Source organism: Streptomyces sp. SAI-127 (assembly GCF_029894425.1).
Classification (GTDB): domain Bacteria; phylum Actinomycetota; class Actinomycetes; order Streptomycetales; family Streptomycetaceae; genus Streptomyces.
Genome location: NZ_JARXYJ010000001.1, coordinates 5,502,430 through 5,523,587, shown reverse-complemented (window position 1 = coordinate 5,523,587; position 21,158 = coordinate 5,502,430). Strand labels below are relative to the sequence as shown.

The window sequence follows — 21,158 nt, the reverse complement described above, 5'->3', positions numbered from 1 at the left end:
GTGCGGCTCCTGGCGGCGGTGCACCGGACGGTGTGGTCGGCCCGGGTCCCTCGAAGCGGGCCCCGGGCGACCACACGCTCAGGTCAGCTCAGGCCCTCGATGGTGGTGCGGACCTTGGCGATGATGTCCTCGGGGATCGGCGCGTAGTCGTTGTCCGCGAGGACCTTCTGGCCGTCCTCGGAGGCGGTGTAGCGCAGGAACGCCTTGGTGGCGGCCAGGGTGTCGGACTTGTTGCCCTTGTCGCAGACGATCTCGTACGTGACGAGGACCATCGGGTAGGCACCCTCGGCCTTGGTCCCGTAGTTGAGCTCCAGCGCGAGGTCCGAGCCGGTGCCGACGACCTTGGCGTCCGCGATGGCCTTGGTGGCGTTGTCGACGGTGGGCTCGACCGGGGCGGAGGCGCCGGTGTCGATGCTGACCGGCGTGATGCCGTCCTTGGCGTAGGAGAGCTCGAAGTAGCCGATGGCGCCGTTGGTCTGCTTCACCTGCTGGGCGACACCGGAGGACTGCGCGGCGGACTGGCCGCCCTTGGCCACCCAGGTCTTGCCGTGCTCGTAGGGCCAGTCGCTCTTGGCGGTGGCGATCAGGTACTTGGTGAAGTTGTCCGTGGTGCCGGAGTCGTCCGAGCGGTGGAACGCCTGGATCTTCAGGTCGGGGAGCTTCACGCCCGGGTTCAGCTTGGCGATCGCCGGGTCGTTCCAGTTGCTGATCTTGGCGTTGAAGATCTTGGCGATGGTGGGCGCGTCCAGCGTGAGCTTGTCGACACCGGAGAGGTTGATGCCGAGGGCGATCGGGCCGCCGACCATCGGGAGGTCGATGCCCTGGCCGCCGGAGCAGACCTTCTTGGAGGCCGTGACCTCTTCGGGCTTCAGCGCCGAGTCGGAACCCGCGAAGGCGACCTGGCCGTTGTTGAACGCGGTGACGCCCGCGCCGGAACCGCCGCCCTTGTAGTTGATCTGAACACCACAGGCCTGCGTGAACTGCTTGACCCAGGCGTCGATCGCGTTCTTCTGCGCGGAGGAGCCGTCGGCGAGCAGCTGGCCCTTGGCGTCGTCGCACTTGATGCTGCTGGCATTGGCGGTCGAGGACGCGCTGCTGCCACCACCGTCGCTGGTGTCGTCCGAGCCGCACGCCGTGAGGGCCAGGGCGCCGGAGACGGCGAGAGCACCGAAGGCGAGGGCCCGCCGGTTCTTGCGCTGAAGCTTCACTTGAGTTCCTTCCGGGAGCCGCCGTCCTGAATCCGGCGGCGTGCGCGAAGTCTGGGAGATACGGATGCGCATTCGTGACGCACCACGCATCGCGTAAGGCCGAAATTAGGCAGATCAGGTGAAGGCGTTGATGGCCGGAAGTGAACTGCGGGTGAACCCCTGCAGAAGGTGCGGTGAGGTCACGGAACGCTTACGTCGAGGGCACAGTGTGATTCCGGAACCCTCCAGGGAACCCTCACCCCCACAGTCCCGTCTCGTACCACGGAAGCCGACGAGGCCGACGGAAGGCACGGACACATGGAACGGCGTACGTTCATCGGGGGCGGCGCGGCCGCGATCGCGGCGGTGACCACGGCCGCGTGCGACGGTGGGGGAAGCGCCGGCGCCGCGCAGAGCACCATCGGCCAGTCCCTCTCCTCCCGTACGCCCGCCGCGGCCGCCGCGAACTGGTCGGCCCTCGCCCGTGACCTGGACGGCCCTCTGGTCCGCCCCGGCGACGCCGACTGGGCGACGGCCCGGCAGCTCTACAACACCCGCTTCGACTCGCTGAAGCCCGCGGCCGTCGCGTACGTGGCGAACGCGGACGATATCCGCACCATTGTCGCTTATACCCGCGCTCGCGGCATCCGGGTGGCGATCCGCAACGGCGGCCACTCCTACGCCGGCTGGTCCTCGGGAAACAACAGGCTGATCATCGATGTCTCCAAGCTGAACCGCGTCCGCGCCTCGGGCGGCACCGCGGTGGTCGGCGCCGGCGCCAAGCTGATCGACGTCTACCGGGCCCTCACCGCCAAGGGCGTGACCGTCCCGGGGGGCTCGTGCCCGACGGTCGGCGTCTCCGGTCTCACCCTGGGCGGCGGTCACGGCGTGGTCTCCCGGGCCTACGGACTGACCTGCGACAGCCTCAGCCGGGCGACGCTGATCACGGCCGACGGCAAGGAGCTGACCGCCGACGCGTCCACCAACAAGGACCTCTTCTGGGCGCTGCGCGGCGCCGGCAACGGCAACTTCGGCGTGGTGACCGAACTGCACTTCAGGACCCACCCCGCCCCGCAGGGCGTGACCGCGTACGCGACCTGGCCGTGGTCCAGGGCGGCCGCCGTGGTGAGGGCATGGCAGGAGTGGGGCCCCACCCAGCCCGACGAGATCTGGTCCTCCTGCCACCTGGAGAACGGCGGCTCGCCCTCCGTGGCGGTCGCGGCGTTCTCCCTGGGCACCTACGGCGAGCTTCAGAACGCGCTCGACCGCCTGGCCGACAGGATCGGCTCACCGGCCCGCAGCGTGACGCTCAGGCGGCACTCCTACGAGAGCGCGATGGAGGCGTACGCGGGCTGCTCGTCGTTCTCCACGGACGCCAGGTGCCATCTGCCCGGCTCCACCCCGGGCCGCAACCCGCGGGGGGCCCTTGGCCGCGAGACCTACACGGCGCACTCGGACTTCTTCGACCGCTCGCTCTCGGCGGCCGGCATCCAGACCCTCACGAGGCAGATCGCCTCGGTCCGGGGCGGCTCGGGCAGCATCGCCCTGATCGCCCTCGGCGGAGCGGTCAACCGCGTCTCCCCCACCGCGACGGCCTTCGTCCACCGCCGCTCCCGCATGCTGGCCCAGTACATCGCGTCCTGGAAGGCGGGAACGACGGGCACGACGGCCCGGTCCTGGCTGACGGGAGCCCACGACGCGATGAAGCCGTACGCCTCGGGCGCGGCCTACCAGAACTACACGGACCCGACGCTGAAGGACTGGCGGAAGGCGTACTACGGCGACGCGGCGACAAAGCTGGCCAAGGTGAAGAAGCAGTACGACCCGCAGGGGTTCTTCACCTACCCGCAGTCGCTGTAGCCGTCCTTCGTCACGCGGCGAGATCCCTCTCGGAGGCCGCGGCCTCCTGCCGGGCCCCGGGGATCACCGAGGTTCCCCGCTCGGTGCCTCGCGCGCGGACGATCCACGCCCCCTTCGAGGACCCCTCGACCGCCTTCATCACCGGCGTGAGAAGAGCCATCGCGAGCGGCGACAACAACAGGGCCACAGCCGTCCCGAGCGCGAACCCGCCGATGACGTCCGTCGGATAGTGCACACCCATGTACACCCGGCAGAACCCTTCGAGCAGCGCGAGCGCGATGCCGAAGAGCCCGAACTTCCGGTTGACCACGAACAACCCGGCGGCCATCGCCATGGTGATCGTCGCGTGGTCGCTCACGAAGGAGTAGTCGGTCTTCCCGGAAACCAGGACCTCGAGCCCCTCATGGGCCCGGAACGGCCGGGGCCGCTCGACGAATCCCCTTATGGGCACGTTCACCAGCACGGCCAGCGCGGCGGCGAGCGGCGCCCACACCAGCGCGGCCACGGAGGAAGCCGCGTCCTCACCCCCACGCCGGCGGCCCGCCCACCAGCACCACAGGATGAGCAGCACCATCCCGAACAGGATGCCGTACTCCCCGACGTACTCCATGACCCGGTCGAACCAGTGCGGGGCGTCCTTGGCCAGGCCGTTGATGTCGTAGAGCAGTTCGACGTCGGGGTTCGACCCGGATTCGGCGAGAACAGCCATGGTGCTGCGGCCCCTTCGTCGTCTTTCCCGGCGTACCCATGTGCGCTCGGCTACGCCCTCAGGAACGCATGGCTCCCGTTAATACGTTCCACACTCCACCGAATGATCACGCAGACGTTATCGAAGAGAGACACATCGCCGCAGCTCAGGGGGAGGGTTTCACGCTCGGTCACACCGTTGTGGGCAGTGCTTTCGCGCCATCTTCGGTGACCCGGGTGGCGCCGAAGTACTCAGAAGTGTCGATCGGGTCGAACCGGATCACAGCACCCGTTCTCGGTGCGTCGATCATGTACCCGCCGCCCACATAAATCCCCACATGGTGGATGGCGCGGGAGTTGGTGGGGTCCTTGGAGAAGAACACCAGGTCCCCCGGCAGCAGTTCACTTCTGGCCGGATGCGGGCCGGCGTTGTACTGGTCGTTCGCGACGCGCGGCAGCGTGATGCCCACGCTCTCGTACGAGGCCTGCGTCAGCCCGGAACAGTCGAAGCGCCCGCCCTGCTCGGCGGTACCGGTCCCGCCCCACAGATAGGGCGTCCCGAGCTTCTTCTGCGCGTAGTAGATGGCCCCGGCGGCCTGCTTGGAGGGATCGACCCGGCTCACCGGCGCCGCGAAGCTCTCCTCCAGGGTCGTGATGGTCTTCACGTAGTTCTGGGTTTCCTTGTACGGCGGCACGCCCCCGTACTTGATGACCGCGTACGCGCCCGCGTTGTAGGAGGCGAGCATGTTCTCGGTGATGTTCCCCGGGACGTCCTTCACATAGGACGCGAGCGAGCAGTCGTAGGAAGCCGCGGAGGGAATCGCGTCATTGGGATCCCATACGTCCTTGTCGCCGTCGCCGTCCCCGTCCACCCCGTGCGTCGCCCAGGTCCCCGGGATGAACTGCGCTATTCCCTGCGCCGCCGCGGCACTCTGGGCCTTCGGATTGAATCCGCTCTCCTGGTAGAGCTGAGCGGCGAGCAGGGCCGGGTTGATGGCGGGACAGAGGTTGCCCCACTTCTGCACCAGGTTCTGATAGGCGGCCGGAACAGCGCCCTTGGCCAGGGCCCTGGTGGCTCCGCCCACCCCGCCGGCGAGGTTGCCGGCGACGACGTAGACCCCCACGACGAGCAGCATCACGAAGCTGAGCCCCGTCCCGAGAACGGCGCCCGCCACGAGCCACGCCTTACGCACCGTCAACCGCCCCTCGCCCACTGGGAGTCCGCCCGCGTCAGTCTAGGAGCTTCCCCGCGGGAAACCGCGGTACTCGGCGGGGTCGGCGCGAAGATCAGCAGACCACGTCCCGGTAGAGCGCGGCGGCCTCCGCCCCGAGGACCACGCTGTACGACACGTCGGCCGTCGCCCCGCCCTGCTCGTGCCCGCCGAGCACCCCCACGACCTGCCCGTTCCCGTTCACCCAGGGACTGCCGCTGGTCCCGCCGGTGAACTCGGGGCAGTCGACGCGCTGTTGGGTGCGGCTGTGCGCGGTCGGTTTGTTGGTGCAGCTGATCGGCAGGTCATGGGAGGAGGGATACCCGGTGACGGTGACCGCGGTGGCCCCGGTGGCGGTGCCGGTCACGAACCGGTTCCCGCCGACGGCGTCCTGGATGTCCCCCTCGACCGTGGCGAAGGCGACATCACTGTCCTCGTCCTGCCTCGTGGACCACCCCTCGGGCATGTACCGCTCGCGCACCTTCCATTTCCCGTACGGCGCTCTGCCGTCCCGGTAGCCGGGCACGAACACGAGGTCGCCGTCGGTGTCGTCGAGACAGTGCGCGGCGGTGACGAGGAGGTTCCGGTGCGGGCTGCGGACGACGGAGGCGGTACAGAAGTGCTCCTTGCCGTCGAACAGGGCTCCCACGCGGGCGTTCTGCGAGGTCGCCGCGGCGACTGTCGTCACCCCGAAGGGCCCCGCCCCGTCGTCGGCGACCGCCTCGGAGGCCGAGGTGACGGTGAGCAGGACGGCGGCGGCGTGGAGAGCCAGACGTGGCGTGCGCTTCACGGAGGGCAGCATTCCGCACGAAGGTGAGAAACACGTCAACGGGCGAGCACGGCCGTGGTCACCGTGTGGATCGCGCGCTCCAGGGCAGCCGAACCTCGACGGCCGAGCCGGGGAGGTCTGTGTGTTCGACGGTTTCGAGCTGACGCGGTGCGAGGGCGACGACGGGGTCGGGCTGCGGGTGCGGCACGGCGGCAGCGGCCCGGCCGTGCTGCTCCTGCACGGGCACCCCCGTACGCACGCCACCTGGCACCGGGTCGCCCCACTGCTGGCCGCGGCCGGTCACACCGTCGTCTGCCCCGATCTGCGCGGCTACGGCCGGTCCGACAAGCCCGCGACCGATCCGGAACACCGTCCGTACTCCAAACGCGCCATGGCCGGCGACTGCCTCGCGGTCATGCGCCGCCTCGGACACGAGCGGTTCACGGTCGTCGGGCACGACCGGGGCGCGTACGTGGCCACCCGGCTCGCCCTCGACCACCCCGGGGCCGTGTCCGCCGTCAGCGTGCTGGACGCCGTCCCCATCGGGGAGGCCCTGCGCCGCTGCGACGCCGGTTTCGCCGCGAGCTGGTGGCACTGGTTCTTCCTCGGCCAGACGGACAAGCCCGCCGAACGCGTCATCAACGCCGACCCCGACGCCTGGTACACGGCCACCGCCGAGCAGATGGGCGCCGAGGCGTACGAGGACTACCGGCACGCGATCCACGACCCGGCCACCGTGCACGCCATGTGCGAGGACTACCGGGCCGGCCTCGGTGTCGACCGGGAGCACGACGACGCCGACCGCCGGTCCGGCCGGCGCATCGGCAGCCCGCTCCAGGTCCTGTGGGCCACCCGCGACGACATGACCGACCTGTACGGCGACGTCCTGGGCGTCTGGCGCGACTGGGCGGTCGACCGGCTGGAGGGCGGCCCGATCGACTCCGGCCACCACATGGCCGAAGAGGCACCGGAAGCACTCGCCGCCGCACTGCGCACGTTCTGGGCGAACGCCGGACACCTGACCGGAACGCCCTGAGTCCGACGGGAGCCCCGGGCGAACGGCTCAGCCCGGCGTCCCCACACCCTGTGGAGGGCGCTCCGATCGACTCCGGCCACCACATGGCCGAGGAGGCACAAAGGCACTCGCGGGTCGCCCTGAGGCCGGCCGGGGCACCGGACGAATCGGCTCAGCCCCGCGTCCCCACACTCTCCGGAGGGCGCTCCGATCGATTCCGGCCACCACATGGCCGAGGAGGCACCAGAGGCACTCGCCGCCGCACTGCGCACGTTCTGGGCGAACACCGGACACCTGACCGGAACGCCCTGAGTCCGACGGGAGCCCCGGGCGAACGGCTCAGCCCGGCGTCCCCACACCCTCCGGAGGGCGCTCCGATCGACTCCGGCCACCACATGGCCGAGGAGGCACAAAGGCACTCGCGGGTCGCCCTGAGGCCGGCCGGGGCACCGGACGAATCGGCTCAGCCCCGCGCCCCCACACCCTGTGGATAACGCGTCCCCGTCAGCTCCTCCGACGCCGTCCACAGGCGCCGGGCGACGGCGGGGTCGCTCGCGGCCGTGCTCCGGCCCACCAGGGTCGGCGCACCCCTCATCTCGCCGAGCCCGTCCGGCCCGACATAACTCGCACCCGGCAGCTCCTGCGTCGCCGCGTACAGCGTGGGCAGTGCGCCCGCACGGTCGTCCTGCGCCAGGAACCTGTTGCCGAACTTCATGAACACCCGGGCCACCGGACTCGCCGCGTGGCTCTGGAGGTTGGTGGCCGAGTAGCCGGGGTGGGCCGCCAGGGCGCGGACCCCGGAGCCCGACTCCGTCAGCCGCCGCTGGAGTTCCAGCACGAACAGCAGGTTCGCCAGCTTCGACTGGCCGTAGACACCCCTCGGGTCGTAGTCCGACGTCCTGTTCAGGTCGTCGAAACGGATCCGCTGGTCGCCCCAGCGGTGCGCACCCGAGGACACCGTCACGACCCGGTCGGTGACATACGGCAACAGCAGGTTCGTCAGCGCGAAGTGGCCCAGATGGTTCGTGCCGAACTGCATCTCGAAGCCGTCCGCCGTCCGCTGCTGCGGGACCATCATCACGCCCGCGTTGTTGATCAGCAGATCCAGCGGACGGTCCCATCCCGCCGCGAACTCCCGCACCGACGACAGGTCCGCCAGATCCAGCCGCCGGACCTCCGTGCTGCCGCTCACGGTCCTCGCCGCCGCCTCACCGCGCTCCGGGTCCCGTACGGCGAACACGACATGCGCGCCCGCCCCGGCCAGGGCCTGCGCGGCCCGGAGTCCGATACCGCTGTTCGCCCCCGTGACCACCGCTGTGCGGCCGGTCTGGTCGGGGAGGCGGGTCGCGTTCCACTTCTGCTGCTCGTCGGTAGCCATACGCTGAATGTAGACGCCGCCAACAATGCTGTCAATGACAACAATGCTGGCATCGACTACATCCGGATACGATGGCACCCATGCCAGCCGAGAAGCCCGAGACCCGCCCCTACCACCACGGAGACCTGCGCTCCGCCCTCCTCGCCGCCGCCGAGCGGACCCTGCGCGACAAGGGCAGCGCCTCCCTCTCCCTGCGTGAACTCGCCCGCGACCTCGGCGTCAGCCACGCCGCCCCCGGCCGGCACTTCAAGGACAAGCAGGCCCTGCTCAACGCCCTCGCCCTGGTCGGATACGACCGCATGGCCGAGGCCCTCGAAGCCGCCGACGAACCGGGACTCCCCCTCCGGGACCGCCTCACCGTCCTGGCCCGGACCTACCTCGGCTTCGCCATCGACAACGCCGAGCTCCTGGAGCTGATGTACGCCCGCAAGCACGAGCCCGACGCCGCCGAGCAGATGGCCGCCGGGATCGACCGCACGGTGGGCGCCCTGGCGCGGGCCGTCGCCGCCGCCCAGCAGGGCGGCGAGATCGTCGACGGCGACCCCGAGCAGCTCACCCTCGTCGTGGGCACCGCCCTCCACGGCCTCGCGTCCTTCGCCGTCACCGGCATGTTCACCACCGAGGCCGCCATGCAGACCGTGCCGGAACTGGTCCACCACCTGATGTACGGCCTCAAGCCCCGCTGAGCCGGAGACTCGAACCACCGTCACCCACCCGGGAGTTGTGTGCGACGCGTGTAGATGGTCAAGCCGTGACCATCCCCCGCCCATCCGCCCGCCATTGATCAGCAATCCCCCAACGCCCTTGGGTATGGCGGGAGTCAGGATTCCACCGGCTGCCTTGTTGTCACGTACTCAACAAGGCGATGGTCTACGCGGGTCGCCGCCCCCACCGGGAACCTCACCGGTGGTCCCCCCACTGCAGGCCTCTGCAACCACTCTCAGGAGGCTGTACGTTGCGTACTTCCCCTTCCCCCCACATGTCCGGCAGATGGCGTCGGGCCGGCTCGACCGCCGTGGCCACCTCCGTCCTCGTCCTCGCCGGACTCGGCACCGCCGTCCAGGCCACTGCGGCCACGCCAGACCACGTGAGCGCCAAGGCCGTCGCCACCGCCGTCGCCAAGGCCCATGTGCAGTACGAGAGCGCGTGTGACGCCACCCCCGAGAAGGGCTACGCCGCCTGCAACGCCCTGCGCGTCACCGGCGGCACCACCGCGTTCATGGAGAAGCAGGCCGCGCTGAAGGGCATGACCGCCAAGACGCTCAAGCCGAACGCCACCTCCGCCACCCCGACCGGCTACGGCCCGAGCGACCTCCAGTCGGCGTACGGCCTGACCGCCGCGTCCGCCTCCAACGGCTCCGGCGAGACCATCGCCATCGTCGACGCCTACGACGACCCCAACGCCGCCGCGGACCTGGCCACTTACCGCAGCTACTACGGCCTGCCGGCCTGCACCACCGCCAACGGCTGCTTCAAGAAGGTCGGCCAGACCGGCTCCACGACCTCCCTCCCCACCGCCGACAGCGGCTGGGCCGGTGAGATCTCCCTCGACCTCGACATGGTCTCCGCCATCGCCCCGAACGCCAAGATCCTGCTGGTCGAGGCGAGTTCGTCGAGCATGACCAACCTGGGCAAGGCGGTGAACGAGGCCGTCACCCTGGGCGCCAAGTTCGTCTCCAACTCCTACGGCGGCTCCGAGTCCTCCTCGGACACCTCCTACGACTCCTCGTACTTCAACCACCCCGGCGTCGCCATCACCGTCTCCGCCGGCGACGAGGGCTACGGCGCCGAATACCCGGCCGCCTCCAAGTACGTCACCGCGGTCGGCGGCACCAAGCTGTCCACCTCCTCCACCTCCCGCGGCTGGACCGAGAGCGTCTGGAAGACCAGCTCCACCGAGGGCACGGGTTCGGGCTGCTCGTCCTATGACGCCAAGCCGAGCTGGCAGACCGACACCGGCTGCACCAAGCGCATGATCGCCGACGTCTCGGCCGTCGCCGACCCGGCGACCGGCGTCTCCGTCTACGACTCCTACGGCGCGGACGGCACGGGCTGGAACACCTACGGCGGCACCAGCGCCTCGTCCCCCATCATCGCGTCGGTGTACGCCCTCGCGGGCACCCCGGGCAGCAGCGACTACCCGGCCCAGTACCCCTACCTGGACACCTCCGCCCTCAACGACGTGACCTCCGGCAACAACGGCACCTGCTCCACGAGCTACTTCTGCACCGCCAGGTCGGGCTACGACGGCCCCACCGGTCTCGGTACCCCGGAAGGCCTGGGCGCCTTCACTGGCTGATCCGGTCCACGAGTGTCCCCGTCGGGTCACGGGGGCGCCGCCCTTGAGGGGGACGTGGGGTTCCCTCGGCGGCACAACGGCAACGGGCCGCGACATCCGGTCGCGGCCCGTTCGCCATGTCCACCCGAGTCAAGTCACCACCGCCCACAGTCCATCGGGCGGCCATGCACGAGTAAGCCCGGGACAACTTTCGGTATGGCGAAGGTCAGAATTCCAGCCATTCTCTGTTGTCGCGTACGGAACAAGGTGGACCGTCGTCACAGGCCGCCGCCCGCCGCCGGGGAAACCGTACCGACGGCACGCACCCGCACCGCCCCTGTTCCCTCACCATCAGGAGGCTGCACCTTGCGTTCCAACTTCCCCCACACACGCCTGAGATGGCACCGCGTCGGCTCCGCCACGGCCGTCACCGCCGCCCTCGTCCTCGCCGGTTTCGGCACCGCGGTCCACGCGGACGCGACGACCTCGTCCAAGGTCACCTGGGCCGCGACCCCCTGCGCCACCCCCAAGAAGGCCGGCGAACTCGCCTGCGACTCCCTCCGTGTGACGGGCGGCACCACCGCCTTCCAGAAGGCCCGGGGCATCACCCCGAAGGCCGCCACCCCCTCCGGCTACGGCCCGAGCGACCTCCAGTCGGCGTACGGCCTGACCGCCGCGTCCGCCTCCAACGGCTCCGGCGAGACCATCGCCATCGTCGACGCCTACAACGACCCGAACGCCGAGGCGGACCTCGCCAAGTACCGCTCGTACTACGGCCTGCCGGCCTGCACCACCGCCAACGGCTGCTTCAAGAAGGTCTCCCAGACCGGCTCCACGACCTCCCTGCCCCGCAGCGACGCCGGCTGGTCCGAGGAGATCTCCCTCGACCTCGACATGGTCTCCGCCATCGCCCCCAACGCCAAGATCCTCCTCGTCGAGGCCAAGTCGGCCACCATGACGAACCTGGGCACCGCGGTGAACGAGGCCGTCACGCTGGGCGCGAAGTTCGTCTCCAACTCCTACGGCGGCTCCGAGTCCTCCGCGGACACCACCTACGACTCCTCGTACTTCAACCACCCCGGTGTGGCCATCACCGTCTCCGCCGGTGACGGGGGTTACGGCGCCGAGTACCCGGCCGCCTCCAAGTACGTGACGTCGGTGGGCGGCACCGCGCTCTCCACCTCCTCCAGCACCCGCGGCTGGAGCGAGACCGTCTGGAACACCAGCAGCACCGAGGGCACGGGCTCGGGCTGCTCGTCCTATGACGCCAAGCCGAGCTGGCAGACCGACACCGGCTGCACCAAGCGCATGATTTCGGACGTTTCCGCCGTGGCCGACCCGGCCACCGGCGTCTCCGTCTACGACTCCTACGGCATCACCGCCGGCTGGTACACGTTCGGCGGCACCAGCGCCTCGTCACCGATCATCGCGGCCGTCTACGCACTGGCCGGTACGCCCGGCAGCAGCGACTACCCGGCCCAGTACCCCTACAAGCACACGTCCTCCCTCAACGACGTGACATCGGGCAACAACGGCAGCTGCTCGACGAGCTACTTCTGCACCGCCACCTCGGGCTACGACGGCCCGACCGGGTGGGGCACCCCGAACGGAGTAAGCGCCTTCACCAGCTGACTCTCCGTCAACGAACGGGCCGCGGGCTCCCCTACCGCGGCCCGTTCGCCATGCCGGTGGGCCTCCGGTTAGCCTTCACCCGCAGAACATCGGTGCCACAAGCGCCGCAGGTCGTAAGAGGGGTCAACGACGGAACCACAGGACAGGTTCCGCTCAGGCCTCATTGCCCGGCGTGACCTGCCGTGATACACAGAGTGACCAGACAGTCATTCGTACGAAACCCGCCAACCAATGCCGCCAAGTCGACATACGACGGCGGAATTGTCGGCGACAATGAGGCCTGACCTCTGCGCACACGCAGGGGAGACGGAACTACCCACCAGGGGCGGTGACTTACATGCTCTTTGCGGCCGACAAGGGAGACATCAACACCATCATCGGCGGGATCGCTCCGGACTGGGGCCCCTTCGGGGCACTGGGGACCGAGGCGAAGACGATGATCCAGGTCGTCATGGCGGTCGCCATCCTGCTCTGCCTCGGCATCGCCATCTGGGGCGCCGCCAAACAGCGCATCGGCGCCACCGCACTGCGGGACACCTTCAGCGCGGAACAGGGCAAGGGCCTCATCATCGCGGGGCTGACGGGAGTCTTCATCATCGGCTCCCTGGGCACGCTCTTCACCATCGTGTACGGCATGGCCGTATAGCCGCCGCGTCCGGTACAGCCCCTCCAACCCACCCGTCCGCAGTGCCCACCGGCTGAGGTTGCGTTCCCTGATGTCGAGTCACCACACCGCACCCGCGCGGAAACCAGCGCGGCTACCGTCGTACTCCTACGCGTTTTCGTACGACGTCGAGGGGACGTGAGCGGCATGAGTCTCGGAGACGACCAGGAGGGCTCCGGCGGTTACGGCGGCACCGGCCAGACCCGCACCCACCTACCGGGCACCGGCAACAGCGACCTGTACGGCGGCGCACGCCGCTCCGGCCGCTCATCCTCCCGAAGCCTGGTCACCGTGGTCGGCGTCATCGTCCTCCTGATCGCCGCGATCGCCTTCGCGAACCGCGGGGGAGACGATTCCTCTACTTCGGCGGAGGGGGCGGGGGGGCAGCCGGACGTCGCGTCGACAGCTCCCAGCGGGACCAAGCCGGTGCAGTCCACGCCGGGTGTGATTCCCGCGCGCTACCCGCATGACGTCCAAGGCGCGCAGAGCGCGGCGGCGAACTACGCCGTGGCGCTGGGCTCGGCCGACATGTTCAACAAGGTCAAGCGCGACGCGATCCTGCAGAACATCATCGCCCCCACCCGTGTCGCTGATTTCACATCGACTCTGGACAAGGCCTACACCCCGGCCTTCAGCAAGAACATCGGACTGAACGACGACGGCTCCACGCCGGTCGGCTACACCTTCGTCTCCCGTACGAGTCCGATCGGCACCAAGGTCACCCAGTCCTCCCAGAACAGCGCGACCATCGATGTCTGGTGCAGCGGGCTGCTCGGCATGGCAGGCGAGAAGTCCACGAACCCCGTCACCAACAGCTGGTTCACCATCACCATGAAGCTCGAGTGGACCGCCGACGACTGGAAGGTCGTCACGCAGTCCCAGAAAGAAGGCCCGGCGCCCGTCCCAGGCGACGACACGGCCTCCAGCGCCGACGAGATGGCGAAGGCTGTCGCCGAGTACGGAGGGTTCACCTATGCCCGGTAGTCGCTACGTACTCAAGGCCGCCGCGGCGGTCACAGCCGTACAGACCGCGGCCGTGCTGCTGGCGGGCCGAGCCTTCGCGGCCCCGTCGCCCTCACCGTCTCCCACGCCGAGCGACGACGCCTGCCGCCTGATCACCGGCACCGCCCGTTCCCTGTGCGAGAGCGACCGCAGCAGCAAGTCGAACGGCGGATCGATCAACGACGACCCCACCTCCACCCTCGACCCCATGTCCTCCCTCGCCAAAAGCTGCGCGAAGGCCGCCGCCTGGACCATCGACAAGCTCAGCGAGGCCGTCAAGAACACCGCGAACGTCGACTTCACCAACCAGAAGTTCCTCCAGCAGTACGCCGTCGTCTTCGCGGCATCGACCATCCTCACCCTTCTCCTGTGGCTGCTGGCCGTAGCCAAGCGCGCGGTGCGAGGCGTCCCCCTCACCACCGCCATCAGCGAGGCGATCGGGTTCCTGTGGCTGACCGTGCTCGCGTCCGCCTTCACCCCCCTCATCCTCTACACCGTCGTCTCCGCCACCGACGGCGTCTCAGAGGTCCTCGCGAAGGCCACCGGCGACCAGACCGACACCTTCTTCGGCACCTTCTCCGGCGCCCTGGAGAAGGGCAACGACATCGGCGGCGGCCCCATCATGCTGATCGTCGTGTCCCTGGTCAGCATCCTCGCCGCCGGCGTCCTGTGGCTGGAGCTCGTCATCCGGGCCGCCCTCCTCTACGTCGGCGCCCTCCTCGGCACCGTCGTCTACGCCGGCCTCGTCGACAAGAACCTCTGGGGCCACGTCCGCCGCTGGGCCGGCATCATGATCGCCGTCATCCTGGTCAAACCGGTGATCGTCATCGTCCTCGGCCTCGCCGGCGCGCTCTCCTCCGACGACGGCCCCGACGCCTTCTCCGCCGTCGTCTCCGGCCTCGCCATCATCCTGCTCGCCATCTTCGCCAGCGCGATGATCTACCGTTTCGTCCCCGGCTTCGGCGACGAGATCGCCGGCTCCCGCAACAACCGCATCATGCAGAACGCCGAGGGCAAGGCCGCCGCGGTGATCAGCTCCCCGGCCACCCTGGTCGCCCAGGGCATCAAGACCCACAGCTCCCGGGCCGACAACAACGGTCAGGCCTCCGGAGGATCGGGCGCCCGCCCGAGCAACCCGGCGTCCGGCGGAGTCGCCGCACACAGCTCGCGCACCCCGAACGGAGTCGGCGGATCTGTCCCCTCCGCCGCTCCCGCTCCCCGCTCGAGCAACCCGGTGAACAGCCCGCACGCCGGCAACACCCGCAACAGCAGTAGCAACAGCACAGGAGGTGACGGGCGTTGACGACCGAGTCCCACGTGTCGCATACGGTCACGCCCCGCCGTACATATCTGATCGGCCGCGCCCGGCCGAACGCGATCGTCGGCCGCAACCGCGAGACCGGCGAGATCGCGCTCATCATCGTGGGCGCGTTCCTCGGCATGATGTGCGGGCTCCTCGTCCCGGTGCTCTCCCTGCGCATCGTGCTCCTGATGGGCTTCCCCCTCGTCGCGCTCGCCGCGGTCTACGTGCCGTACAAGCGCCGCACGTTCTACAAGTGGTTCGAGATCAACCGCAGTTACAAGCGCACCCTGCGCCAGGGCACGACCTACCGCTCCTCCGTGATGGAGGCCGGCACCCACGTCGACGGCCGCGAGGTCGAGGTCGGCCCACCCCCCGGCATCGGCCGGATCAACTGGCTCGCCGCCCCGTTCGGCCCCGACGAGATCGCCGTACTGCTCCACGCCGACCGCCGCACGGTGACGGCCGCGATCGAGATCGAGGGCCCCGGCGTCGGCCTGCGCGACTCCGAGGACCAGGAAGCCCTCGTCGACCGCTTCGGCACCCTCCTCAAGCACGTGGCCAACGGCGACGGCTTCGTCACCCGCATCCAGATGCTCGCCCGCACCCTCCCCGCCGACCCCGACGCCCACGCCAAGGGACGTCGCGATGCGCGGGGACGACAGGGCACTGCCATGGCTGCAGACGTCGTACGACCAACTCCAGTCGATGGTGTCGACCAGCAGCGAGCAGCACCGCGCGTACCTCGTCGCCTGCATGCACTTCAACCGCGAACTCGCCGCCGAGGCCCAGGCGATGGCCCGCGCGGCCCGCCCCCAGTCCGGCCGCAGGCTCGATCGGGACGCGGGACTCGCGGTCGTCATGGCGCGTGAGCTGACCGACATCTGCTCGCGCCTCCAGGAGGCCGACATCCGGGTCCGCCAGCCCCTCGGCCAGGGCCGGCTGGCCTCGCTGATCCACTCCATGTACGACCCCGACCACCCCATCGACCACATCCAGGCGATGACCAAGCGCAACGCCTGGCCGGCCGAACTCGACGCCATGGAACCGACGTTCCTCCAGGCGAAGACCCGGGAGTCCAGCACCCGCGCGCCCTGGTGCCACGCCACGGCCTGGGTGAAGGAGTGGCCGATGACCCCGGTGGGCGTCAACTTCCTCGCGCCCCTGCTCGTCCACACCCCGGACGTCATCCGCACGGTCGCCGTCACGATGGACCTCGAACCCACCGAGATCGCCATCGAACGCATGCTGACCGAGAAGACGAACGACGAGGCGGAGGCCTCCCGTGCGGCCAAGATGAACCGGACCGTGGACCCGCGCGACATCGCCGCCCACAACCGCCTCGACCAGCGCGGCGAGGACCTGGCAAGCGGCGCGGCCGGCGTCAACCTGGTCGGCTACATCACCGTCTCCTCCCGTAACCCCGAGGCCCTGGCCCGCGACAAACGGACCATCCGGGCCTCGGCCGGAAAGTCGTACCTGAAACTGGAGTGGTGCGACCGCGAGCACCATCGCGCCTTCGTGAACACCCTTCCGTTCGCCACCGGCATTCGAAGGTAGGGGCTGCCGCATGCGGGATCCGATGTCCATCCTCACCGACGCCTTCACGTCCTTCCTCTTCGGAAAGGTCGAGACGACCCGCCTGCCGGTCCGCACCTCCACCGGCCAGGCGCAGGCGGTCTACCTCCCGACCGCGGCGCCGGGCCTCGGCGACTCGGGCGTGATCATCGGCCGCGAGGTCTACTCCGGCAAGGGCTACATCTACGACCCCTTCCAGCTCTACGGCCAGCAGCTCCCGGCACCTCACTGGCTGGTCCTGGGCGAGTCCGGCAACGGCAAGTCGGCGCTCGAGAAGACGTATGTCCTACGGCAGTTGCGCTTCCGCGACCGCCAGGTCGTCGTCCTCGACGCCCAGGGCGAGGACGGCGTCGGTGAATGGAACCTGATCGCGCAGGAGTTGGGAATAACTCCCATCCGACTGGACCCGATGGCCGCCCTGGACATGGGGATCCGCCTCAACCCGCTCGACCCCGCGATCACGACGACCGGCCAGCTCGCCCTGCTCCGGACCATCATCGAGGTCGCGATGGGCCACGGCCTCGACGAACGCTCCGGCTTCGCCCTGAAGGTCGCGCACGCCTACGTCAACGAGACGATCGTCGACCGCCAGCCGATCCTCACGGACATCGTGGAGCAGCTACGGCACCCCGAGCCCGAGTCGGCCGAGGCGATGAACGTCGACATAGAGGACGTCCGCGCATGGGGGCTGGATGTCGCCCTGGTCATCGACCGCCTGGTCGACGGTGACCTGCGGGGCATGTTCGACGGCCCGACAACGGTCGGCATCGACCTGGACGCGCCGCTGATCGTCTTCGATTTGTCCCACATCGACCGCAACTCCATCGCCATGCCCATCCTCATGGCGATCGTCGGAGTTTGGCTGGAACACACCTGGATCCGCCCCGACCGCAAGAAGCGCATCTTCCTGGTCGAGGAGGCCTGGCACATCATCGCCAGCCCCTTCGTGGCCCAGCTCTTCCAGCGGCTCCTGAAGTTCGGCCGGCGGCTCGGCCTGTCCTTCGTCGCGGTCGTCCACCACCTGTCCGACGTCGTGGACGGAGCGGCGGCGAAGGAGGCCGCGGCGATCCTGAAGATGGCGTCGACGAGGACGATCTACGCCCAGAAGGCGGACGAGGCGCGTGCGACGGGCCGAGTCCTGGGCCTGCCCCGCTGGGCGGTCGAGATCATCCCCTCCCTCACCCCCGGCATCGCCGTCTGGGACGTCAACGGCAATGTCCAGGTGGTCAAACACCTGGTCACCGAGACCGAACGCCCCCTGGTCTTCACCGACCGCGCGATGACAGAGTCCTCCAGCGACCTCAACGACGACGCCCTGCGCGCCGCGGAGCTGGAGGCGGAGGAACGGGCGGCGGCCTTCGTGGAGCAGCACCTGGGCGACTCCGAGTCGACGGTGGCGTAGGAGGGGCGGGCAAGTGGTGAGACCGGACGACCGCCGACAGGGCGGTCAGGGAGGCCAGGGAGGCGTCCCGGACGGGCTGTTGGTCGGCATACTCGCCTTCCTCCTCGGCATGACCCTGCTGGTCTGGACGGCGACGGGCCTCGCGGGCCTGTTCGCCCACGGCGACTGGCCCAAGAACGTCACCTTCACCCGCACCCCCCAGGCCATGCGCCACCTCATCGGCCACCCCCAGGACATCTCCGGCGCCTGGCCCGACACCCCCGCAGGCGGGCTCTCCGGCTACGGCCTGGTCTGGGGCCTGTTCATCGGCCAGTTGATGATCCTGGTCGTCCTGACGATCTTCGTGATGGGAACACTGGCCCGCTGGAGGGCGGTCCGGGCGAGGACGAGAGCGGAGAAACTGGCGGCACGGGAACGACGCTCGCAACCGGAACCGGTCCACGAGGTACCGATCCCGAAGCCGACGCCGGAGCCGCAGCCACTACCCCAGCCGCAACCGGCCACTGCGCCCCTCCCCAGCCCCCCGCAGCCCACCGAGCCGCTCCTCGCGACACCGACCGCCGCCAAGCTGCCCACTTCCCTGTCCAAGGGTGAACGGATGGCCGGGTGGGAGACACCTCGCCCCGAAGGCGCGGTGCTCTACGCCCCGAGAGAGTCCCGCCACCCCACCGCGACCCAGGCCATCAGGGACGCGGAAGGCCCCACCCTCGTCGTCACCTCGAACCCCGCGATCTGGCAGGACACCAAAGACGCCAGGGCCAAGCTGGGCCCGGTCCACGTCTACGACCCCACCCACCTCTGCGACACCCCGGCCCGTCTCCACTGGTCCCCCACCACAGGCTGCGAGACCAAGGAAACGGCCAAGGCAAGGGCACAGGCACTCCTCGCCCCCGTCCGCCCCACCGCAAAGATCGACCAGGCCGTGGCCGACGTGGCCGAAACGCTCCTGCGCAGCTACCTCCACGCCGCGGCCATAGACGCCCGCACCATCCGCCACGTCCACCGCTGGTGCCAGGGCGCCCAGATCCAGGACGCGGTGAGAACCCTCCGCACCAATCCCAAGGCGGCCCCCGGCTCCGCGGGCGAACTCGAAGCCGCTCTCACCGCGCACCCCGAACGGCGGGACATCGCCCAGGAGCTGACCAGCCGGGCCCTCTCCGCCCTCTTCACGGTCAACATCCGCGAGGCATGCACTCCCAACCGAAATGATGCCCTCGCCTTGGATTCCTTCGTCGACGAAGGGGGCACGCTTTATGTGGTGGGTGAATCCATCGAGGACCCCAGGACCAATCCGGGCGCGATGCCCCTTCTGACGGCCCTCACCTCAAGCGTGGTCGAGCGTGGCCGGCGCATGGCCGAACGGTCATCCTCCGGTCGCCTCGACCCACCACTGACGCTCGTCCTGGACGACGTCGCAGCGGTGGCTCCGCTTCCCCAGCTCCGGGAGCTGCTGGCCGCCGGGGCGGACCGGGGGCTACCGACCCTGGCCCTGCTCCGGTCCCGCGAACAGGCCCGCACCCGCTGGCCGGACGCGGACCTACCGGCCTAGAGCTCAGAAGTCGTACGCAGCCCAGTCGACGACCGGAACGTACCCGAGGCGCCGGTAGAGGGCGTTGCTGGTGGGGTTGGCCGCGTCCGTGAACAGCACGACATCCTCGGCGCCCGCGGCCAGTGCGGCCCGGCTCACCTCGGCCGTCACCGCACCCGCGTATCCGCGACCGCGCAGAGGGGCCGGGGTGTAGACAGGGTCGACCTGGACCAGCCCGGCGACCATGGGGTTCGCGCCCGCCATGGAGACGGGCGTCCCGTCCGGAGCCTCCCAGAACGTGTAGCGCTTGTCCGCGAAGCGGGTGCCGGCCCAGGAGTCGGCGTCGATGGTGACGGCTTCCCCCACGTCCGCGGCGAACCCGCGGCACAGGCCCATGAGTTGCTCGAGGTCCCGGTCCCCCACGGCCCGGCTCCGTCCCGCCGGAAGCGGCTCCGGCGGCACGAGCGTGCCAAGGCGGTGCAGACAGAGCCGGACGCGCACGCTCGGCGTCGCCCCGGTGTGCCGCTGCCAGGCCTCGGCGAACACGGCGGCGGTGGCGTCGTCCGCGCTGACGGACGGCACGGAGTGGCCGAGGGCGACCAGACGGGCGGCGAGAGCGTCGGCCTGCTCGGCGGTGAGAGGAGTGAGGCTCAGACCACGGCTGGGCGACAGGCGGTAGAAGGTGCCGTGCACCTCACCGGCCCGCTCCAACCAACCGAAGACGGCGGCCTCGGCACCGTACGCGGCCGCCCCACGCGCACGCAGTCTCGCGGTCCACGTCAGCGGCATGATGTGCGGGAGAGGACGTGAGCGCAGGAACTCCCCGGCGCGAGCGAGAAAGTCGTCGATGTCTTCGGTGAGGTGCCAGTCGTCCGGGCGCATGCTTCATGATCCCTGATGAACGCGCCTCAGTCGCGCTCCAGCACGAACTCCAGCTCGGACTCCCCCGGAGCCTGCGGCAACGGCACCCGCACCCCACTGGGCACGAAGCCCACCTTGCGGTAGAGGTTCTGCGCCCGCCCGTTCTCCTCGTGCACGATGAGCCGCACCCGCTCGGCTCCCGCTCCCCAGGCCCACTCCAGGCCCGCCGAGAAGAGCGCCTTGGTCAGCTCGCCGCCACGCGCCTCGGGCCGTACGTACACCCCGACGATGTGCCCCTGCCGCCGTTCGACCGGAAACCCGGCCCAGTCCGTGGTCCCCGCCTCCTCCAGCAGTACGACCAACTGCCCGAGCCACCGCCCGTCCGACCCCTCGGCGACGAAGTGCTGTGCCCCGGTCTCCCCTTCGGCGGCCCCGGCCGCCCTGTCCTCCCAGAAGGAGTCCGGGCGGGCGACGGCCTCTTCGTAGGTCTCCAGAAACGCCAGGTGCGCCACCGGATCCCGCAGCGAGTCGAGCCTCAGCTCCTTTACCGCGGGCCACTCATCGGCACGTATGGCCCGGATCGCATAACTCATGCCGGCCAGAGTAATACCCCGAAACGCAGAAAACCCCCGTTCCGAATGGAACGGGGGTTTTCTCAAAAATTGTTCGGCGGTGTCCTACTCTCCCACAGGGTCCCCCCTGCAGTACCATCGGCGCTGTAAGGCTTAGCTTCCGGGTTCGGAATGTAACCGGGCGTTTCCCTCACGCTATGACCACCGAAACACTATGAAGTTAGACCGGAAACA

17 protein-coding genes, 1 rRNA gene and 1 pseudogene are annotated in these 21,158 nt (G+C 69.5%); 11 read left to right on the top strand and 8 right to left on the bottom strand.

Translation table 11 applies throughout. The annotated features are described in order from the left end of the window. Positions 1 to 83 precede the first annotated feature (83 nt). Positions 84 to 1,208, bottom strand: a complete 1,125-nt coding sequence (gene pstS, locus M2157_RS25275) for a phosphate ABC transporter substrate-binding protein PstS (protein WP_280858577.1) — start codon at positions 1,206 to 1,208, stop codon at positions 84 to 86. Positions 1,209 to 1,505: 297 nt separating this feature from the next. Between pstS and M2157_RS25270 the strand changes: the two genes are divergently transcribed. Beyond that, the gene (locus M2157_RS25270) at positions 1,506 to 3,047 is read left to right on the top strand and encodes an FAD-binding oxidoreductase (RefSeq protein ID WP_280858578.1); all 1,542 of its coding nucleotides are present in this window, start codon (positions 1,506 to 1,508) and stop codon (positions 3,045 to 3,047) included. Positions 3,048 to 3,057: 10 nt separating this feature from the next. Here the strand turns inward: M2157_RS25270 and M2157_RS25265 are convergent, their stop codons facing one another. The 3 genes from M2157_RS25265 to M2157_RS25255 all read right to left on the bottom strand — a co-directional run bounded on the left by M2157_RS25265 (position 3,058) and on the right by M2157_RS25255 (position 5,747). Further along, positions 3,058 to 3,756, bottom strand: coding sequence for a phosphatase PAP2 family protein (locus M2157_RS25265; RefSeq protein WP_280866275.1), 699 nt, complete (start codon positions 3,754 to 3,756; stop codon positions 3,058 to 3,060). 169 nt (positions 3,757 to 3,925) lie between these two features. Next, positions 3,926 to 4,933 carry a bifunctional lytic transglycosylase/C40 family peptidase gene (locus M2157_RS25260; protein ID WP_280866274.1) on the bottom strand — a complete coding sequence of 336 codons (1,008 nt, stop codon included), beginning with the start codon at positions 4,931 to 4,933 and terminating at the stop codon, positions 3,926 to 3,928. An 88-nt stretch (positions 4,934 to 5,021) separates the two neighbouring features. Beyond that, complete coding sequence (locus tag M2157_RS25255) at positions 5,022 to 5,747, bottom strand: trypsin-like peptidase domain-containing protein (protein WP_280858581.1); 726 nt, start codon at positions 5,745 to 5,747, stop codon at positions 5,022 to 5,024. 109 nt (positions 5,748 to 5,856) lie between these two features. Between M2157_RS25255 and M2157_RS25250 the strand changes: the two genes are divergently transcribed. After that, a complete protein-coding gene (locus M2157_RS25250) occupies positions 5,857 to 6,750 on the top strand; it encodes an alpha/beta hydrolase (RefSeq protein WP_280866273.1) in 894 nt (297 codons plus the stop codon). A gap of 442 nt (positions 6,751 to 7,192) precedes the next feature. Here M2157_RS25250 and M2157_RS25245 read toward each other — a convergent pair whose 3' ends face one another. Further along, positions 7,193 to 8,107, bottom strand: coding sequence for an oxidoreductase (locus M2157_RS25245; RefSeq protein WP_280866272.1), 915 nt, complete (start codon positions 8,105 to 8,107; stop codon positions 7,193 to 7,195). Positions 8,108 to 8,178: 71 nt separating this feature from the next. Here M2157_RS25245 and M2157_RS25240 point away from each other — a divergent pair, with 71 nt between their 5' ends. The 9 genes and pseudogenes from M2157_RS25240 to M2157_RS25200 all read left to right on the top strand — a co-directional run bounded on the left by M2157_RS25240 (position 8,179) and on the right by M2157_RS25200 (position 19,512). Further along, on the top strand, positions 8,179 to 8,793 hold the full coding sequence (locus M2157_RS25240) for a TetR/AcrR family transcriptional regulator (protein WP_280858584.1): 615 nt from the start codon (positions 8,179 to 8,181) through the stop codon (positions 8,791 to 8,793). A gap of 269 nt (positions 8,794 to 9,062) precedes the next feature. After that, positions 9,063 to 10,406 (top strand): S53 family peptidase, encoded by a 1,344-nt coding sequence (locus tag M2157_RS25235; protein ID WP_280866271.1) that lies wholly within the window; start codon positions 9,063 to 9,065, stop codon positions 10,404 to 10,406. A 345-nt stretch (positions 10,407 to 10,751) separates the two neighbouring features. Then, entirely contained in the window at positions 10,752 to 12,017 is a 1,266-nt protein-coding gene (locus M2157_RS25230; RefSeq protein WP_280866270.1) for a S53 family peptidase, read from the top strand. Between the two features lie 337 nt (positions 12,018 to 12,354). Further along, positions 12,355 to 12,663 carry a hypothetical protein gene (locus M2157_RS25225; RefSeq protein WP_007383036.1) on the top strand — a complete coding sequence of 103 codons (309 nt, stop codon included), beginning with the start codon at positions 12,355 to 12,357 and terminating at the stop codon, positions 12,661 to 12,663. A gap of 165 nt (positions 12,664 to 12,828) precedes the next feature. Beyond that, positions 12,829 to 13,665, top strand: coding sequence for a hypothetical protein (locus M2157_RS25220; protein ID WP_280866269.1), 837 nt, complete (start codon positions 12,829 to 12,831; stop codon positions 13,663 to 13,665). Further along, on the top strand, positions 13,655 to 14,986 hold the full coding sequence (locus M2157_RS25215; protein ID WP_280866268.1) for a hypothetical protein: 1,332 nt from the start codon (positions 13,655 to 13,657) through the stop codon (positions 14,984 to 14,986). Before M2157_RS25220 ends, M2157_RS25215 begins: the two co-directional genes overlap by 11 nt. Continuing rightward, positions 14,983 to 16,543, top strand: a pseudogene (locus tag M2157_RS25210) (SCO6880 family protein). The gene M2157_RS25215 and the pseudogene M2157_RS25210 overlap by 4 nt, the downstream one beginning before the upstream one ends. Positions 16,544 to 16,553: 10 nt before the next feature. Continuing rightward, positions 16,554 to 17,963, top strand: coding sequence for an ATP-binding protein (locus M2157_RS25205; RefSeq protein WP_280866267.1), 1,410 nt, complete (start codon positions 16,554 to 16,556; stop codon positions 17,961 to 17,963). Between the two features lie 16 nt (positions 17,964 to 17,979). Further along, entirely contained in the window at positions 17,980 to 19,512 is a 1,533-nt protein-coding gene (locus M2157_RS25200; RefSeq protein WP_280868268.1) for a type IV secretory system conjugative DNA transfer family protein, read from the top strand. A 3-nt stretch (positions 19,513 to 19,515) separates the two neighbouring features. On the opposite strand, the gene M2157_RS25195 is transcribed toward M2157_RS25200, so the two are convergent. The 3 genes from M2157_RS25195 to rrf form a co-directional block, all read right to left on the bottom strand. Further along, complete coding sequence (locus tag M2157_RS25195; RefSeq protein ID WP_280866266.1) at positions 19,516 to 20,373, bottom strand: GNAT family N-acetyltransferase; 858 nt, start codon at positions 20,371 to 20,373, stop codon at positions 19,516 to 19,518. A gap of 26 nt (positions 20,374 to 20,399) precedes the next feature. Then, positions 20,400 to 20,945 (bottom strand): GNAT family N-acetyltransferase, encoded by a 546-nt coding sequence (locus tag M2157_RS25190; protein WP_280866265.1) that lies wholly within the window; start codon positions 20,943 to 20,945, stop codon positions 20,400 to 20,402. 71 nt (positions 20,946 to 21,016) lie between these two features. Further along, positions 21,017 to 21,133 (bottom strand): 5S ribosomal RNA (gene rrf / locus M2157_RS25185). Positions 21,134 to 21,158 lie beyond the last annotated feature (25 nt).